The 19453-nt window shown below is 42.1% G+C and carries 10 protein-coding genes; all 10 read right to left on the reverse strand.

All coding sequences use genetic code 11. The features are described 5' to 3' along the window. Positions 1 to 85 precede the first annotated feature (85 nt). Complete coding sequence (locus ABD930_RS16860; protein ID WP_345233338.1) at positions 86 to 1240, reverse strand: aldose epimerase family protein; 1155 nt, start codon at positions 1238 to 1240, stop codon at positions 86 to 88. 7 nt (positions 1241 to 1247) lie between these two features. Next, positions 1248 to 3095: a glycoside hydrolase family 2 protein gene (locus ABD930_RS16865; RefSeq protein ID WP_345233339.1), complete on the reverse strand. Its 1848-nt coding sequence runs from the start codon at positions 3093 to 3095 to the stop codon at positions 1248 to 1250. 25 nt (positions 3096 to 3120) lie between these two features. Further along, positions 3121 to 4293 carry a cellulase family glycosylhydrolase gene (locus ABD930_RS16870; protein ID WP_345233340.1) on the reverse strand — a complete coding sequence of 391 codons (1173 nt, stop codon included), beginning with the start codon at positions 4291 to 4293 and terminating at the stop codon, positions 3121 to 3123. 502 nt (positions 4294 to 4795) lie between these two features. After that, positions 4796 to 7309 (reverse strand): glutaminase family protein, encoded by a 2514-nt coding sequence (locus ABD930_RS16875; protein WP_345233341.1) that lies wholly within the window; start codon positions 7307 to 7309, stop codon positions 4796 to 4798. Between the two features lie 59 nt (positions 7310 to 7368). Next, positions 7369 to 9420 (reverse strand): beta-L-arabinofuranosidase domain-containing protein, encoded by a 2052-nt coding sequence (locus ABD930_RS16880; RefSeq protein WP_345233343.1) that lies wholly within the window; start codon positions 9418 to 9420, stop codon positions 7369 to 7371. Between the two features lie 139 nt (positions 9421 to 9559). Then, positions 9560 to 10237 carry a DUF3823 domain-containing protein gene (locus ABD930_RS16885; protein ID WP_345233344.1) on the reverse strand — a complete coding sequence of 226 codons (678 nt, stop codon included), beginning with the start codon at positions 10235 to 10237 and terminating at the stop codon, positions 9560 to 9562. Between the two features lie 19 nt (positions 10238 to 10256). After that, on the reverse strand, positions 10257 to 12143 hold the full coding sequence (locus ABD930_RS16890) for a RagB/SusD family nutrient uptake outer membrane protein (protein WP_345233346.1): 1887 nt from the start codon (positions 12141 to 12143) through the stop codon (positions 10257 to 10259). A gap of 6 nt (positions 12144 to 12149) precedes the next feature. Further along, positions 12150 to 15350 carry a SusC/RagA family TonB-linked outer membrane protein gene (locus tag ABD930_RS16895; protein ID WP_345233348.1) on the reverse strand — a complete coding sequence of 1067 codons (3201 nt, stop codon included), beginning with the start codon at positions 15348 to 15350 and terminating at the stop codon, positions 12150 to 12152. 583 nt (positions 15351 to 15933) lie between these two features. Continuing rightward, positions 15934 to 17334 carry an alpha-L-fucosidase gene (locus ABD930_RS16900; protein ID WP_345233350.1) on the reverse strand — a complete coding sequence of 467 codons (1401 nt, stop codon included), beginning with the start codon at positions 17332 to 17334 and terminating at the stop codon, positions 15934 to 15936. A gap of 194 nt (positions 17335 to 17528) precedes the next feature. Beyond that, the gene (locus ABD930_RS16905) at positions 17529 to 19448 is read right to left on the reverse strand and encodes a glycoside hydrolase family 172 protein (protein WP_345233352.1); all 1920 of its coding nucleotides are present in this window, start codon (positions 19446 to 19448) and stop codon (positions 17529 to 17531) included. Positions 19449 to 19453: the final 5 nt, after the last annotated feature.

The following is a 19453-nucleotide window of genomic DNA, read 5'->3' on the forward strand; positions in this document are numbered from 1 at the left end:
CCGACTTTAGCGCATCCCACACCGTGAGCTATACTAAAATCGGTCGAATATTAGATGTATAAGGCGGGATAATGATGCGCCCCTACTATTTCTTTATAGCAAAAATATATTCAGAACTTGATTTATACGTTTGTCCCGGGTCGAGAATAATCGAAGGGAAGCTAGGCTGATTAACTGCATCTGGAAAATGTTGTGTTTCCAAGGCAATTGCTGTTCGATAATCGTCCTTTACTCCATTTTTTAAGCTATTCTTGCCCGCCATAAAATTACCTCCATAAAACTGTAAACCCGGCTGATCGGTATAAATTCTCATCTCAATCCCGCTCTTATCTCCAACAGCGGAAGCCGCCAAACCGTAGGTATTACCTTTACGTAATACAAAGTTATGGTCATAACCACCACCAAACTTCAACTGCTCATTATCTTCTTTAACACGTTTGCCGATAGCCGTAAATTTCGTAAAATCAAAAGGAGTATTTGCCACGGGTTGGTTTTTACCCAAAGGAATTAATGTGCTATCTACAGGCGTATATTGATCTGCTTCTATCTGCAACAAATGGTCATTGATCGTGCCACTCCCCTCTCCATTTAAGTTGAAGAATGCATGGTTAGTCAAATTCACCGGTGTACGTTTATCGGTCTTCGCTTCATAGTCGAAACGAATCCCGTTATTAGCCGTTGCTGTAAAGGTTACTTTCACGTCTAAGTTTCCCGGGAAGTTCTCTTCACCGTCTGGCGAATGATAGGTGAAGACCAAGGAGGAGTCGCTCAATTGTTCTGCATCCCAAACCACATCTTGAAACCCTTTTTTACCGCCATGCAGTGCATTTTGCCCATTATTGGTGAAGATGGTATATTGCTTTCCATCCAACGTAAATTTACCTTTGGCGATCCGATTACCAACACGGCCAATTGTTGCACCATAATAGGGTTCTGTTGATGCCTTATACGCATCAGCCGTAGTAAATCCCAAAACTACATCGGTTGGTTTTCCATCTTTATCAGGCACAACCAAACTCACAAGCCTACCACCATAATTGGTTAACTTAGCCGTTAATCCTTTGTTATTAGTAATGGTAAAAAGTTTAACCGCCTTGCCGTCAATTTCTCCACCAAAGTCATTCGTGTCTGCTGGAGTTTCTGTAGTGGTTGCAGTTTCTTCTTTTGGGCGATTATTGTTGCAAGCGGAAAGTAAAATACCTCCCGTCAACATCAGTCCGATACATTGTTTAACGTTCATATGCTTTTTATTGGATCGTTTGTTTGTATAAAGCTTGATGAATTTGATTAAGCTTTTCCGCAGGAATTTTCATTACCTTCCGATCGTACGTCATCATTCCATTTGTTTCCACTTCCACATCGGTGGTTTGCGTATATACGCCTGCTGAAAGACCCAAAGGTATTAAATTTTTCAGATCATCTATCAGTTTCATATAACGTTGTGTCAATTCGTCTTGATTTTTGAAGCTTTGGTATCCCCAATTATTCTTCTGTTGCCATGTATGTCCTTCTATTGGCAAACCTAGTCCGCCAAATTCGCCCAATACGATGGCCTGTTTGGCTCCAAAAATCTCCGGATCGGGCATATTAGGATCAGGATAATTATGCAAATCCAGAATATGTCCCGTTTTTAAGAAATTTCCTCCACTGGCGCTGTTCACTAAACGCGATGGATCATAGTTCATGGTCCATTCGGTGATTTCTTTCGTCTTGAACTGCCCCCATGCTTCATTAAATGGTACCCATACGACGATGCTTGGAAAGTTATGTAGCGCATCCATAATGGCTTTCCATTCTTTGCGATGGTAGCCTTCCGACTCTGCCGTACGCTCCTTATCTAAATTTTTCCCTGAAATTTGCCCTGGATGGTTATCCCACCTATTACCACCTAAATCACCACTAGGCATGTCTTGCCATACTAGAATACCAACGCTATCGCAATAGTGATACCAACGTGCAGGCTCTACTTTAATATGTTTACGAATCATGTTAAAGCCCATTTCTTTTGTCTTCACAATATCAAACAGCAGCGCTTCATCCGTAGGTGCAGTATATAAACCATCTGGCCACCAACCTTGATCTAGTGGTCCATATTGAAATGTAAATTGATTGTTTAGAAATAAACGTTGAACCCCTTTGCTATCTTTTTGCATGGAAATTTTCCGCATGGCAAAATAGCTGCTTACTTGGTCTAGTACTTTTCCTTTTCGTAGTAACGAAACTTGTAGATTATAACGATAAGGGTTCGTTGTTGACCATAATTTTGCATTCGGAATGGACAAGCTAGCTTCAGCATCAACCGCTATTGTCTGTTCACTTACTACTTGATCGCCATCCAAGGCAACTACTTTCAGCTGGTCGCCAGCTTGACTACCTTCTACAGCCGCAGAAAATTTAAGGGATTGCTGATCGACATCAGGTGTTTGCTTGGTATGAGCGATATATGTTTTTGGTACGCTTTCCAACCACACCGTTTGCCAAATACCGGTAACTGGGGTGTACCAGATCCCTTCCGGGCTTTTTACCTGTTTCCCACGAGGTTGTGGACCGTCATCTGTCGGATCCCATACGCTAAGCGTAATCTCTTGTTTTTTTCCTTTTTTCAGTTGTTTGGTAATGTCAAAAGAGAAGGGATCAAATCCACCCTCATGTGTACCTACCTTTTCACCATTCACATAAACCGTACACCGCCAATCTACCGCACCAAAGTGCAATAACACTTGATCCTTGCTAACCGCTTTACTTAATTCGATACTTGTTTTATACCAAAGTAATTGATCTTTCCCAACTGTTTTGCCCACACCAGATAAAGCCGATTCAATGGCAAAGGGCACTAAAATTTGCCCATCAAAAGTACTGGGAACTTGTGTTTGGTTTGCAGATGTGAGTGCATATTGCCAAAGTCCATTTAAATTTTGCCAATTTTTGCGAACTAACTGCGGTCTTGGATATTCCTGAAGTGTTTTTGCCGGGTCGACCTTTTTGGCCCAAGGCGACATAATTTTCCCTTCAACGGGTTTCCATGATGTACTTTGTGCATTTGCCAACTGAAAAGAGGCTAATAAAGCCGCTATCACTAATGGTTTACGTATCATACTATACTATTATAAAGAGTTAATTTTAATTTTTTGTTGTTAATGATTTGATAAATGCAACTTCTTTTTCGCTATACGGCTTGCCATTTCTGCGTAGAATGTCATGAAACCAGACTTTTGGTTCGGCAGTATAGGTTTTACCCCAACTGTCCCATGCATAAATCGTTTGTGTTTTTCCATCCACAAATCCCCAATTATAGACAGCCACCTTATATTGCTTGGCAATAGGCAAGGTACCTTCGAACGTACTTTTATTTGGTCTGGCCATATACTCCGTACACAATAAAGGTTTACCGTATTTTTGTAACTGTTTAATCCGATTTTCGAAAGAAGAAGGTTCTTCATAGTTATGGAAAGAAAGCACATCCGATTCTTCCAATTGCACCTTTTGGATAGGAGATAAAGAGGCTTCGTCCGACCAATCCCCTCCATCCCATAAACCGGATGTGAGTGGTTGTTCGGGACTGACTGCTCTAGCCCAAACAAATGTCTTTTGCAATAACGGTAATACCCGTTCATTTTTATCTTTTAACTCCACTTTACCATATGAACTCGTATTTGGGTTATTGGGTTCGTTCCATACATCCCAACCTAAAATACGGTCGTCTGTCGCAAAATGGCTTACGACACCTTTGACATAGCGTTCTAATCTGGGATACTGGGTACTATCTTTCAGGACGTCTGCGCCGGGGCTTTGTACCCAACCGGAGTTGTGGACATGCGGTTTTGGATCACGTTGTTTTCCCAATTTAGGGTACGGATCCCAACACGAGTCAAATAACACAAACAATGGCTTAATATGATGCGCTGATGCTAATTTCAAGAACGTATCCATGCGTCCTAAAAATCCAGTACTATCTTGTTCGTAAACGAGATCATGCAGATAAACCCTAACCGTATTGAAACCAAGATCAGCTGCCCAGCCAAGCTCTCGATTTATAGTTGTTGTATCAAAGCTTTCGGCCTGCCACATTTCCAATTGGTTGATTGCGGTACTTGGACTAAAATTACAACCCACTAGCCAAGGTTGCTTTTCATACCAAGCATTCGCCTCTTCTTTTGACCAGATAGATCGTTGATCAGCAGTAGTGGTCGTATCTTGCTGTTGATCATTTTTATTTCCCGTTGTAGGCCCGCAAGCCATTAACCAAACACTCCATAGTATCAGGCAACTCCATTTAAATGTACTTGTATTCATGGTATCTTATTTATTTTTCGTATCCAATGTTAAACCCGGCTGCCGGGTTAAAATCGTCAGCTCGCTCCAAAACGTTGCAAACAACGCCTATGTTGGGAGAACTAGCCATCAACGATTTTCAGGTAAACAGTTCTAATTGATTGTTTTCTTTCGGACAGCAGTATTCATTCCAGCTGTCCAACATTTTCATTTTCAAAGAAAAGAATTTTCGTGAAGAAGTAGGACTATCCTTGTGTCAATCTTTCTTTATATTGTCTCATTTGGTGTTAATTCTTCCGCAGACCACGATTAGCTTGGATATCTTTAAAAGCAAATGCATCATGAAAAAACCAAAACCGAGGGGTTGGCTAACTCCTCGGTTTTATCTGCTGGCAGAGGTTCTTCGTTCCACTTAACATCCGCCTTAGATTTTGCGACTTGTAGTGGGAGGCACTTGCATTGTAGCAAAATCTACAGCGGGAGCTTTTGCGTCACTTTTTGCGGTAAAAAGTGACACCAAATTTTATTTATTCATTGTTTTATCCAGCAGCTTTATAAAATATCCACCAACTACCGCACGAGCTCTAAAGCCCACGGATTTGCCATCCGTCGTTTCATGCCAATCGCTCAAAGGAATACGATCAGCAGTTTCATTAGCATATTTCCATACAGGGTCGACGAATGTTTGGAAATCCGCATCACTTCCTAAAGTAGCTGTCCACAAAATCCAATCCGATTTAGTATAGGTTTTACGGCTATCCAAAGGTAAGCCATACGCTTGCTGTTTACCTTTATAATAAGCCAATTCCTTGTCTACCACTTCCTTCGGGAAGATATTCAACTTTAATAACTTATCCCAAATCAAATTATATTTTTGACTCCAAGTATCTGCCTGACCAAATGCTAATGCATAATGATCACCATCTGCTGCTAATTCCATCCATTTTTTAGCCAGATCTCTTGCCAATGCAAAATTTTCTTTTGCTTCTTGGTCTTTATGCAGCATTTCGGCCAACTTTGCATAAGCAGCAATACCCATAATAGCCTTTATTGAAAGATTGGCATTACGTGCCAGATGCCCTGCAAAATCGTCTGTACATAATTGATTAGCCGGATCGAAGCCTTCCTTTTTCAGGTAGTTCGTCCAGGTAGTCAACGTTTCCCAATGCTGCTCAGCAAAATCTGCCTTTCCATCGCGCACCGCAATCGCAGCTGTTACCGTCAGCATGTTACCCGCCTCTTCTACCGGCATATCTTCACCGTAAGTTTGGCCGTTTGCTAATGGATAAGTACCCACATCATGTGATGGAAATGGTTTGGTCCACCGCCCACTTTCACTATACTCAAAAATGAAACGTAATAAACCTTTCGCTAGTTCGGTATTATATAACAGATACAAAGGTGCTGAAGGGTACGTTATATCGACCGTACCAATAGATCCATTAGAAAAATTCTCTTTAGAGAAAAACAATAATTCGCCATTGGTATTAGCGACCACCTTATGTGCAGCGATGGACTGTCTATACGCCAATTCACATAACTGTGCGTATTTTTCGCCGCCGGCTTGTTTTGCATCAGTAGCCAAAGTCTCGTCAAACTTGTTACAAGCAGCCATTAATTGGCTATAGTCGTTCTCTGCCAATTTCAACATATCCAAAGCAGTTGTTTTGCCGTCTCTGCGCCACCAAGCACGTAAATTTTTACCAAAATACTGTATCGCATACTCATCGTCATAAGCAACAATCACATGTTTATTCGTTGCATCAGCTACTTTTCCTAAATCCATTTGTACACCGATGAGCATATCGGCGGCGGCACCATCAACAGATTCTGTCGATACATTCCCCTTATCGTTGATGGTATTTGCCATATCCTGTACACGACCAAGAATACCTTGAGTAGTTTCTCCTGCTTCAGCGGCCAAATACGCCTTACCCCAGTCAATGCGGACATTATCTCCCTTTTTACCCAATACCTGTTGGCTCTTTGTACCTACTGCTAGTACCACTTGTCCATTTGCCTGTTCATGCGAAGCCTTAACTTCCTGATTGGGTTTATCCGTACTTAGGGTACCTGATAACGCAAACCATACCTTCACGTCATGCGATTTGCCGTCGGACGGTCGGACGTTAAAAGTAACATAAGAAGCAGGACGTGCCAGCACTTCCAACTGATCCATCAGTAATGGAGAAGTAAAGGTTAAATCGATATTCACCGCTCCAGCAGCAAAGTGATATGCCGTTTGCGTTGCCGTCAATTTAACCGATTGCTGTTGAGCAGGACGAGCCTCCAATAAACGCTTTTCGTTAACTAAACCCACATCAATAAAGGCGCCTCCGCGGTCATTTCGACAATGTACGGCTAATACATTTTTCCCTTGTTTTAACGCCTTCAAGACATTAGCAGGGATAGGTTTTTGTGCATAATCCAAGATAAAGTTATCATCTTTATAGAGCAACTCACCATTCAAAAATACCTCAACTGCATCATCATGGCTGATCAACAATTTTAAGTTATCCTTATTCTGCCCATCGAAATCAAATTCTCGGCGATACCAAATTTCTTTATCATATAAACTTGCTGGTTTCATAGGATTATCGCCCGAATTATCGCCAAAAGGAGCGGCACCCTGCTTCCAGGATTGATCAGCAAAACCCGTTGTTTCCCATCCCGCTGCGGGTTTTTCATAGCTATACCGTACCGTATAGGGCTTTTTTTGTGCAGTTGGCACGACATCTTCTATCACCGAAAGGGATTTTCCCGCTAATTGATAAACCTCCCCGTCTACTTTAGCCAAAGCATATAGCGGTTGGTCTATACCCGTCCAGTGCTTCGTTTGCTGGATATTTAAGGTATCGCCAAAAGACCATACACTTAAATAGGGATCATGCGTAATTAAAGGATAAGCGGGGGGCCGAAGCGCTTTTCCTGTATCTTCTTTCGTCGTCGCCGTTCGCTGTTCTGACGATGGGTTATTGCAAGCAGCGAACAAGCTTGCCCCAAGCAGTAAGCTACAAAAAATAGTGTTTTTCTTCATTGTTGTACTATTTGTTTTATGATATGACTTCTTTTGATGCGGTTGCTGTTCTAAAAGCGTTAAGGAGCTATCGTTGGAAAGGAAGTAATCCGTAAACGTGCTGCCCCCATCGGAATCAATTCTATATTTTCCGCTTTACTATCTACTTTGACTGGACTTGCCGGTAACACTGCCGTTAACCCAAATTCATCAATCTTCCACTCAGGGATACGTTGCCCTTTGGTCTTCATTACGATAGGCGCATCTTCCGGTGTAAATGGGAAATCATTCCTTGGCCAGTCTTTTTTCACTACCTGAAAAGCCTTTACAGGATCTTTCAACGCTTCACCGCTCAATCCATAATTCCACGCTGAAGCGGGTAGAATTTCAAATGAAGGCCACTTTTCAGGATCAGCTGTTTTCTGCCATTTCGAGTCGCCTATGGCTGAAGCCTTACTATCTTTTTTCACATAGTTTTCCTGAATTTTCAATGAATAGGTTAGTGGTCCACGATTAACACTTACGCTATGCTTATTACCTTCCCATGTTTTAAGCTCAACGTTCATGGGTAATATCAAGATGACTTCATCGCCATCCTTCCACGTTCTAGCCAATTTCGCATAGGTTCCACCTTTAACTATTCCGGGTTGTTCCTCGCCATTAATCGTCAGCTTTGCCGCCTTGCACCATGTCGGTATTCGTAAATAATAAGGAAAAAAAACACTTTCTTGCGTATGTATGGTAAATTTCACTTGCTCTTCAAAAGGGTAATGTGTTGCAGCGCTAATATGCACCATTTTCCCATCGCCAACTTTAGCCTCCACGTCGGCATCACTATATAATAGCGCAGCCAAACCATTATCTGGTGTCGCCATAAACAAATGTTCAGCATAATACGGCCAGCCTTGCGCATGATTATGCTGGCAACAGCGTGAGCTAAATGGGTTCATCATTAAAAAAGGGCCGCTATTATCAATTCCCGGATGATGGTTTTTGCTATCGCTGATGGACATATTCGGACTGGTGATATAGCGAAGGCCTTTAAAATCAGGCATAACCGCAGCTGGGTAGGTATTAAAGGCCACCTCTTCTGCGTGATCTGCCCAAAAAGGATCACCCGTGATGCCCATTAACAATTCGTCGGAAGCCATTTGTTCTACCATACCGCAGGTTTCTACGCCCTGCCGTGGATCGCTATATCCTTCTCGCGCATTTTCATCCGCACCAAACATGCCCCCTGGTACTTGCCCATATTTCTCTCGAATCAACTGAAAATCACGATAGGTAGCTTCCAAATCTTTTAGGTCACCCGTTTGCATATAATAAGTAGCTGGTTCTCTAAAACACTGTGCAATATTCACATTATGCCAATTGGGTAAATTATTTGGCTGTCGCCAATCTGCCGTATTGCGGTGAATTTTCTTTGCTAAATCGAGCAGCCATGCATTTTTTCCGTCGGTTTGGTTGTATAACCAATATACGCTGTATAAGTTATCGCCTCCCCGGCTATTTTCCCAATAATCCTTTAAGAATAAGCTATCGGGTAGTTGATTTTCCCATTGGAAATATTTTTCCATAAAAGGTAAAACCCGCTCGTCTTTACTATAGTCATAATACGATTGGAGACACCAAAGCATAATCATGTTTCCCCAAAGATCTGGTTTTCCATTTTTCATGACTTCCGGTCCGAAATACCCATCTTCGCGTTGGCTTTCCAACGCTGCATTTAACCAAACTTTGGCTTCTTTGATCATCTTTTCATCCTTCAGCAAATAAGCTAGATCACCGTAACCCTTTAGCCAGTAGGGCACTTCTTCCCAGCCATGATCCCCTTTCCCATCCTTGCTCAACCAAGCATTATCTTCTTTCGCTAACCATGCGCTGATTTCACCGAGATGACCAGTGAGGCCATTCTTCTGGAGCTCAAGGTATTTTAACAACCAGCCTTTAGGTTGGATAGATCCAATAGGAAGTTTAATAAAGTTTAATGCTTTTAGTGGCTTTTCGTTACCCTTATAATTTACATTCATTATAGTGGTATCCGGACGATTCACATTAGTGATCTCCTCCTGTTGTTTGGTGCAAGCTAGTAAACTGGCTGCCAAAAGTACTCCAATTCCTGTACGTATCATGATTTGCTAAAAAGTAAAACCCTCACCAGCTGGCGGGTTCATTGATACCTTTAAAAATAAACGAGATATCAATAATTCAAAAGTAAAAAGTAAAACCCCAAAGGGGTTCTACGCATAACCAATAATGGGTAACCAGTAACTACCTTAAACGCACAACTGGAGAATAAATTCCCTGATCGGCACCATTTGCCTGTACACATACCCTTCCAAATAATGCCGAAGCATTCTTCACCTTTTCATTATCCGAAAAATCTAGACTAAAATTCACTTTTCCAACCTTCAGATCCTCGGTAATTTCTTTCTTCGCTGCGCTGTACCCCTCATCCACAAAAGAAGTTGTATTCAATAATAAAAACACCCTACCTATCGTCGCACTTTCAACAACTTGATTGATGGTAAAGGAAGCATCCATCACTGTTTCATTTAACGAAATAGTTGCGTCAGCGATAGTAAAAAAGGGTGTTACTTCAAAATCATGCGTGGTATTACCGTGAACCTCAATCACCGTTGTGTCCCGGCTATTTACCCAAGGACCATTTCCGTCCTTAGTAACCGCTTTATATGTTCCGTCAAACAACTTTGCAGTAAAGCTGCCATCTTGTGTAATAAAAACGTCTATGGGATCATGTTTCGCATAACCATCCTGATAAAATTGTAATCTGACCTGCTCATCTGTTCCACGCACTTGCAATGCTTGCCCCTGGTATACCACATGTCCAGTCAGTACAGATTCTGGCTCATCATAATTATCCTTTCCGCAGCCTGCAATCAGGACCAGTAACACCATAAAAGCACTATATACTATTTTCTTGTTCATTGTAATCGATCTAAAAGAATTATTGATAAGGATTCTTCACCAGTTTCGGATTATTGTTCAGCCAGCTATTATCTAGTTCGCTATAATAATGCCTTGGTTGAAAATTTAATGCATTTGGATAAATAAAATTCATGTTCTGCACTTCAAAAGTCCATTTGCCATCATTCGGGTTGCCTGGTGCCACCACTCGGTAAGGCCATAAGCCGCGGCGAGATGCTGCTTCATTACTTTGATTTCCAGTCCACGTTTTATCTGCCAAGCGCCAGCGCATCATGTCCCAATAACGATGATCTTCAAAAGCGAATTCCACACGGCGCTCATGGACGATATTAGCAAAAGTAACCGTTTTTAACGGCTGTACTCCGGCTCTAGCACGTACTGCGTTGATGTTCTCTAGTGATACCGCATTACTTCCTCCATTGAGTTCAAAAGCTGCTTCTGCAGCGATTAAGTAAGCTTCCGCAATGCGGAAACGTGGTTCCCACATTTCGGATCCCCTACCTATCGTACCTGCCTGAGGAGTTTCATCTAAAAATTTACGTATACCAAACCCTGTTTTGTTCACTAAACGAAGCGAAGAATTATATACCGGCCCATTGGGAGAAGTGATCAAGTTACCGTTTTTATCTGTTGAATTAGCTTCTCCCTGCTTTTTCACCCATTTTCCATCTTGAAAATTAAGCTGTCCCGCTTGATACACCACCGTACTACCGGCAAATGTAGCTCCCGGATAAATCACCGTTCCACCTAAACGGGGATCTCTGTCTTTGAACAGCTCATCAGCTGTTTCATAAAATTTTGGTGTGCCATTAAAAGAGCCCACATCAAACTTACTTCCCTGTCCTGGAGTAGGTGTATTAATGGGTTCAAACTCTTCCGCCAGATTTAACAATACCGATAGAAAACTGGAATTCGCATCCTGTGCTAACGTTGTAGGTAAATTATCTTTGGTAAAGGCAATTGTCTGTCCTGGAAAGTAATAGTCCCGAGCCCAGATCACTTCTGTATTACCATCTTTCACACAAACCGCCTCATAGAAATTCCGTGCTCTATCTTCCGGCTTCTTATCCTGCAATACGTAAGGGCCATGCTGAATCACATCCAAGGCTGCGTCTAATGCTTTCTGGTAATAGGCATTCGCTTTGCCAGCATCAATTCCTACCTCTCCACCAACGGTTTTCACCGGAGCAGCCATCTGGTTATTATATTTAGCCAAGGAAGCCGCATAAAGTGCTGCACGAGCCTCCAACATTTTTGCCGTCCACTTATTCGCACGGGCCGAATGCGTGGTTGGTCTATCGCTCATCATATCGGCTATAGCCTCACATTCGCTGATGATGTAATCGTACATTTCCGCCTCCGTAGCGCGTGGATACTGCAAGGGGCTGATATCCATACCTGGTGTATAATCAAACACCTCATCCCCTACAATAGGCATTCCGCCCAAGCTTCTGCAACTGTTAAAATAGTACCAAGCGCGGATTAACCGTGCTTCACCAATAAGTGGCGTTTTGGATGTTTCCGTAATTGCTGTGCTTTCTTTCAAGCCCTTCAAAAACTGGTTAATGTTCCGTACCAATTCATAATCGTACACCCGCCAAAGATTGCGATCAAACTGATTGACATTGTCAAAGTCATAACGGATTGCTTCATCGACACGTGTAAAGTCATTGTTATCTCCTCCCGCACGTTGCCCCCAGTTGTAGTATTGGTCTGTAGTATTCGGCTTTAATCCTCGACTGATACGATCATAAAAATTTGCCAACACTGATCGAATTAGATTGGAATCACCATATACCTGATCTTCTGTCAAAATTGTATCCGGCTGTTGTTCCAAAAAGTCCTTACAACTGCTTACGAATAAAATCGTTATTAAGCCTACTATATAAAAATATCTTGTCCTCATTGTCTGTTAAAATTTAAGGTTTAAGCCAAAGTTGTACATGCGCATGGTAGGAAAGCCTAAACCATTTTCGTCCTGCTGTTCTGGATCTACGCCCTGCACATTACTGATGGCAAATAAATTCTGTCCGGAAAAATACACGCGCACAGCAGATATTTTCGCTTTGCTTAACCATTTGTTGGGTAGATTATAACCAAACATTAGGTTACGCAGTTTCACATAGGTAACATTGTGTTTCCAAAATGTGCTGTTCCAATAATTGGAATGATCACCCATATTGAGGCGCGCAACCGGATATTTACCCGGGATCAGCTCGCTATTAGCATCCCATACATCGGCTAAATGCCAAGCATCATCGAAAACCTCTTTGGGATTGTTACCATTGTTCTGGAAAGGTATTGCTTGTTCGTAACGTTGATAGTAGCTGGAAAAAGCCGTACCACTAAAGTCAAACGCCAAATCAAAGTTCCGCCAATTGAATGCGAAATTTAATCCAAAATTTAAGATTGGCGTAGCATCCTGCCGGTAGCCAATTGGGCGTTCATCCAAACTGTTAATCACCTTATCACCGTTAACATCTTTATATTTAATATCGCCAGGCATTAAGGTTGTATTTCCTTTACGGTCGTTGTCTATGGGATAATTGGCAATTTCATCCCAACTTTCAAATTGTCCGATAGCCTCCAAGCCCCAATTAATATATCCTACCCGATGGTAGATGCTGTTTCGATACTCATCCAAAGAATTGCTTCTGCGGGTATCGTATTGTTCCCAATCGTAAAAGCGTGCATATGTAAAGTTGCCGCCGACACTGTAATTTAGCTCACCGATTTTATCTGCCCACCGGATGGCCGCATCCATACCTCTATTAACATCTGAATTTAGATTTTCGTTCGGTAATCCAAAACCAATTTCCGAAGGTAAGAGCACATCGTAGCGGGCTGCGGGAAGACCTGTGCGATGGCGATTGAAATAATCAATTTGCGCTGTTAGACGATTATTCAGGAAAGACATATCCAAGCCAATATCTAAAATTTTGGCTTTTATCCATGATAACGTTGTTACCGGAAGGCCTCTTGGCCGTGAACCAATAACATATTTACCATCGATCACTGATCCACCATTTTTATAGTCATAACCCGGCATATACCCAAATGCACTATAGCCATCCACGTTATCGTCTCCAACTAAACCATAGGATCCACGGAGTTTGACGTCGTCAAATACATTCGTCCAATCACTTTCCTTCCAGAAACTTTCTTCTGAGATACGCCAGCCCACAGAGCCAGACGGGAAGAATCCCCAACGATGATCAGGTGGAAACTTCCATGAACCATCGTAACGTCCAGACAATTCGATTAAATATTTTCCTTCGTAATTGTAATTAAAGCGGCCCATCCAGCCCAAACGTGCCTGTGTATTTTCACCTGTATCGTTAAAGTTCCGTAACTCTTCTAAATTAATCAGGTGCAAATTGTTCGCCGTTGGTCTACTGACTACTTGTTCACTGGGCTCCTTCCGCTGAATACTCTCCAGGCCGACAATAGCGTTCAGGGTATGTCCACCAAATTGCTTGTCGTATGCCAATTGCAAATTGGATGTGATTTCTTCCACATGTGCATTGACGCGTTCCCGATAGGGGTCGGACATGGTGTAATCTACCTTATACTCGCCTGTTTGCTCATCATAACTGTATAGGTTATACGGGTTTTCTTGATTATTAAATAAGCGATTGGCATAATAATAACCACCCAAAGCTTTAGCTTTCAATCCTTTGGTAATCTCATATTCGGCATTGGCCTGTAATTGCAACACCCGCCAAGTTTCTTTCATCCTTCCGGAGATGTCATAATTGAGCACGGCGAAATTAGTTTGTGGATCATCACCTGCTTTTTGCGGATATAAGGGATTGCCATTAGCATAAGGACCTTTGGTTGGTAAATTACGGAGCACAGCAAAACGGGGCAACCAATAATCATCGCCGCCGGGGACTCCTGGATTTTCTCGCTCCTCAATACGGCCATTCATATTAAAACCTACCTTTAACCGTTCGTTCACCCGCGTTTCCAAATTCATTTGCGCATTAGTCCGTTCAAATCCTCCATAATTACGGATGGTAGCATCTTGTTTTAAACGACCGACAGAGACGTAGTAATTGGATTTATCAGACCCACCGCTTACATTTAGATTGACATAGGTTTGCGGGGAACTTTTCCAGATATAATCTAACCAATTGAAGCCTTCATAACCCGGTTCGGTTCCAGCCATCCATTTATCGTATTCTTCGCGGCTGTACTGTCTTCCTTCGCCACGCAGTGTTTCCCCTTGCACATAGTTCTTCACATAGGTTTTAGCATCGGTAGGATCGACAAACTTAAAATTGTTCTGAATACCATAATAAGAATTCAGCGAAACGATATTTTGGGAATTGGTACTTCCTTTCTTTGTAGTTACCACAATAACACCATTTGCGGCCCGCACACCATAGATAGAAGCAGATGCATCCTTTAACACCGAAATGGATTCAATGTCATTAAAATCCAAGTTGTTAAACTGGCCTGCATCCGATTGGATACCATCGATCACATAAAGCGGATCGCCCATGTTACGAATCCTGATTTGTGTTGACGACCCGGGACGGCCATCCGTTTGACGTGTATTTAACCCCGCTATTTTACCCACCAAAGCGCCTGAAGACGTTGAGGCAGACGACCGGGAGACATCCTCAGAACCGATGGTTGAAATAGCACCAGTTAACGTTGCTTTTTTCTGCTTCAATCCAAAACCCGTGACCACGACTTCCTCCAAAGATTGATTATCCGGTTTCATAGTCACACGCACTTCGTTACTTTCTCCCAATGCAATAGTTTGAGCTACATAACCGATATAACTAATTTCAAGTGATGCTTTTTCACTTACCGTAATGCTAAAAGCACCTTTCTCATTGGTAGTAGCACCATTAGTTGTACCTTTTTCTTTAACACTGGCGCCTATGATGGGCTGGTTAGCCTCATCATATACAATACCCGTGATCTTGCGTCCATTCTGAATCGGAGAAACGATGGACGTGCTAGTGACGACCTTCATGTCGGCATAAGTCATTTGCTGCAATAGGAGGCCTATGGACACTAAGAACGTTAATCGTGATTGACCAAAGGTACACCAACGACAGTCCACACTCCTTAAAAAACTGAGTCTTTTTTTCTTCATAAAAATCTGTTACATTGACTTGGCTTTAAATCTTAATCAGTTAGTTTTCCATTCATAACATGGAAAAAATTGGATTAGCTCAACACCTCATCAGTTTACATTCTAGTTAGCACATCTAAACGCTACAAAAAAACGATTTAGCAAAACGTATAACAACGCAATTTGTATCAAATATTCGCCAATTTGTATCACCTGTAAGCTACTAAAATCAATAAATACCTCGATAAACGTAGGTATTGTTAGTAGATTGTCCGCTGTTTGTTGTTTATTTGTTAGGCTTAGGCAGGGCTTAAATAGGGCTTAAGAAGGAAGTTTATTGGGTCGTCCTAGTGTTATTGTTAGGTTGTTCTTGTGCCGTTGTTAGGTCATTCTTGTGCCATTGTTAGGTCATTCTTGTGCGGTTCTTGAATAATTGTTGTGTCATCCTTAGGTGATCGTTGTTCGGGGTTCTATCCTATGGTTCAAATAATAAAGTTGATTATCTGTGTGTATGGAAAAGTTGGTAATACAGGTATCTGACAAAAAAATTTCTCTAGTCCAAAAATTGCTAGCCAGCGTTATGAGCCATAAGCTTGCCATCTCCCTACTCCAATATCAACTCAATAACCGGAATCTCTACATTGGGCTTGACCACCGGCAAATCGACAATCAAATCTCCTTCACCCGCTGTAACGGTAGTATGCGCGCCTGCAGCAGCAGAAGAGCGGGAAGTATATTTTATTTCCGAACCATCGTGTAAAAATTGTGCATATTTCACTTTTCCTTTATAACCTGGCAAGTAAAGGGTTTTAAAAGGCCACTGCAGCACATGTACATACAATCTCTTAGTTTCTGGGTTATACGTTAAAAAACAATTATCCGGCTTTTGAAATTCTTCTGGGGCGGCGGTACAACCATAAATAGATCGACTATTGTATTTCATCCATTGACCCATCCCTTCCAAGCGATTCATGGCACGATCATCAAAATAACCTCTTGCAGTAGGACCAACGTTAAGCAATAAATTCCCGCCTTTACTAACGGTTTCAATCAACATCGCAATGAGCTGATTCGTGCTCTTCCAGGTATTTTCATCGCGGTAATAACCCCATGAACCGGAGAAGGTTTGGCATGTTTCCCACGGCACTTGCTTACCATTTACCTCTGGCCATTTATTAGGCATAAACTGCTCCGGCGTTTTATAATCCCAACCCCACTCCGTATCGTTTAAATCCAATCGGTCATTCACAATAATATCGGGCTGTAGCTTCCGCGTTAACTTTAACAAACCTTCACTGTCCCAATCCTCATGTCCTTTCCCGTCTTTACCGGGATAAGAAAAATCGTAAAATAAGAGATCAATTTTCCCATAATTGGTTAGCAGTTCTGTCACTTGATCTTTCATAAACTGCCGATATTTATTCATGTCGCGTTTACTGTTTGATGCACGAGCTTCCTCATTATTGCGTAATGCATGTGTGCCGTCCACTATAAAATCGGGGTGATGCCAATCCAATAGCGAATAATAAAAGCCAACCTTCAAACCCGCCTCTCGGCAAGCTTCTACAAAAGGTTTGATGAGGTCACGCGCCGCAGGTGTATTTGGCGCTTTATAATCACTTGCTTTGGTATCCCACAAACTAAAGCCTTCATGGTGCCTAGCCGTTAATACTATGTATTTCATACCGGCTTGTTTTGCGGCTGCAGCCCATTCTTTGGGATTATATAAATCGGGATTAAATAGATCAAAATACTTCGCCTTATATTCTTCTGTACTCAGCTGTTCATGCTGTTGTACCCATTCATGCCGTGCTGGCACCGCATATAAACCCCAATGGATAAACATCCCAAAACGATCGTGCCTCCACCAAGCCATACGTTGGGCCTTATGTTCTGGCGTTTCTTTTGCCCAATCAGGAGTAGCTGTCGTCTGCTGCTGGGCCCAAGTTTGGCCAAAACCGATATACGTGATTAAAAGCAAGCAAATAAGTGATGTTCTCATCATAATAAAATTTTTCTTTTAATGGCGATGAAACTCCTATAGACTACGTAATTTTTATCTTCGATAAATGGTAATGCATACAGGTCTCATAACGCGATCATTGGTTTATGCATAGTTACAGAAGCCTTAAGAAATTTCATTGAGCTATTTTGGCTTTGTATGCTGTTATTTTGACTCATATAGGATATTTATGTTGACTAGTGATCTTGCCGCACGAGGATTAAGCGATTGACATATATTTTTGATCGGGTATCATCCTTTTTGAAATGTAAGGTAATCGCATCCTTGAATTTATCCAACTTGATTGGACAGATCGGTTCCCAAGCTAGGTGTTCTCGTTTCTGTGCATAAAAGGAAATGGCTTCGCTTACCTGCTTCTGTCGTTGCCAAACGGTTACTTCAGCACCATCTGGAGCCCTCTCCATGGTAGCAAACAGCTGATACGTTCCTGCTGGAAGCTCGCTTAAATCGATTTTTATTTGCCCTCCATTTTTTGACTCCCACACATTGCCATTAATGATCACATTTCCGCTAATACTATATTTTATTAGTTGCGGATATACCATTAACGTATCTGGCAGATAAACGTCGGTTAGCGCATTGGTCGGTTGGATTTCGGTATCAGTGGTGATAGCATGGTCGGCATAGTACAAGGCTACTGATGTATAATTGCCCCGTTTATTATTATTCTCGGGCCCATGCTCGATGGTATGTAAAATCTCTTCATTAAAAGGCATCTTGTCTGATAGGAACAAACGATAACCGCCCGTACGGGCAAAGGGTAATGAATAATCGAGACAACCATGCAAAGGTAAACTCATAGCACGATCCCATCGATCAAGCAGCGCATACCATCCACCATTAAAGTAATCTTCAGATCCTGTACCATGCAAGCGCAGTTCACCATCAATTCGTGTACTATCATCGCCTTCAAAGAAAAGGGTCATCCCCGGTTCCAGTCCTTGAGCCTGTAACAGCGTTCCTACATAATGACCTTTTCCTTTACCCGACAGCAAAACATGGGGTTTTCCTAAAGCGGTATTCCGATCAGGATGCCAATACGCGTAAAATTTTCCTTCACGGGCAGCATCATGCGGCTCATCTGTTACATAAATGGTCGATTTAATCCGAATAGGTTCCGTATTGGAACGATCCTCCGCTACGCGGTACACCAGTTCAATTTTTGCTTCCTTCGCAAAAGGCATCGGAAAATAGCAATAAGCTCCCCGATTATCGGTTCCTAACAATAAACTCTGCATGGATGTTTTACCAAACGCATAACCAAAGAAGTCGGCTACCGGCATATACACAGCGGGCTTATCTTCGCCGTCCCAAGTCATGCGGATGTCTACCTGTTTGTGTAAACCGGCAAAAGCTTCTGCAGGAGACAATCGTAAGCCAACAATTCTTCCACCTTGTTTAATGGCGGCTAATGTTATGGTATTTCCCGGTGCCAATAGGGTGTCTTGTTCAATGGCCTTGCTCCCCTTCGTCACTTGGTCAACTTGCATCCAACGCTGCGCAATCACATGCAATGCATTCTCCAGTGCGGTATTCTTCTCCAGACGAAAATCTTCTACTGGATAGGTTGATGGATATGACTGGTATTGAATTTGGTAAAACTGCATTTTTTTCCCTCGAGAAACGATGGTGCAGCCATTACTATACGGAATAGGAACATAGCTATAGTAGCCCCCTAACTCATTTCCAGTCAATGGTGCAACAAAGGGAAAAACCTGACCGGAAAAAAGATCTGAAAACCGAATAGAGAAGCTAGGCTTTTTTGATTTATCTAAATAAAAATCAAGCGTATCATCCGTTGGTGTTGGTGTCCATATCCGATTGATAAGCCCTTTTCCTTTTGCTTCAAAAATAACCAACGAACTATCCGGATTGCGTCGGATAAAAGAATATTTTCCACTAAAGCCATCATCATTATTGCCTGTAGTATCATAAGACGATTGTTGCAGTAGCTTGGTATCATTTACGTACGTCGGCAACTCGTGGAAGGATGCCAATCTTTTCAGTTCCGTCAATGTATTTACCGTTTGCTGTTGTGCATACGAAGGGATCAATAGCACACATAACAATACCATTCCGATCATTATCTTTCTCATGATGA

Origin of the sequence: Olivibacter ginsenosidimutans, from assembly GCF_039542865.1 — a bacterium.
Lineage (GTDB): Bacteria > Bacteroidota > Bacteroidia > Sphingobacteriales > Sphingobacteriaceae > Olivibacter > Olivibacter ginsenosidimutans.

Bases quoted from the DNA above. Each gene is read 5' to 3' on its own strand.
- ABD930_RS16860 (WP_345233338.1), bottom strand. From the start codon at position 1,240: ATGAACGTTAAACAATGTATCGGACTGATGTTGACGGGAGGTATTTTA.
- ABD930_RS16865 (WP_345233339.1), bottom strand. From the start codon at position 3,095: ATGATACGTAAACCATTAGTGATAGCGGCTTTATTAGCCTCTTTTCAG.
- ABD930_RS16870 (WP_345233340.1), bottom strand. From the start codon at position 4,293: ATGAATACAAGTACATTTAAATGGAGTTGCCTGATACTATGGAGTGTT.
- ABD930_RS16875 (WP_345233341.1), bottom strand. From the start codon at position 7,309: ATGAAGAAAAACACTATTTTTTGTAGCTTACTGCTTGGGGCAAGCTTG.
- ABD930_RS16880 (WP_345233343.1), bottom strand. From the start codon at position 9,420: ATGATACGTACAGGAATTGGAGTACTTTTGGCAGCCAGTTTACTAGCT.
- ABD930_RS16885 (WP_345233344.1), bottom strand. From the start codon at position 10,237: ATGAACAAGAAAATAGTATATAGTGCTTTTATGGTGTTACTGGTCCTG.
- ABD930_RS16890 (WP_345233346.1), bottom strand. From the start codon at position 12,143: ATGAGGACAAGATATTTTTATATAGTAGGCTTAATAACGATTTTATTC.
- ABD930_RS16895 (WP_345233348.1), bottom strand. From the start codon at position 15,350: ATGAAGAAAAAAAGACTCAGTTTTTTAAGGAGTGTGGACTGTCGTTGG.
- ABD930_RS16900 (WP_345233350.1), bottom strand. From the start codon at position 17,334: ATGATGAGAACATCACTTATTTGCTTGCTTTTAATCACGTATATCGGT.
- ABD930_RS16905 (WP_345233352.1), bottom strand. From the start codon at position 19,448: ATGAGAAAGATAATGATCGGAATGGTATTGTTATGTGTGCTATTGATC.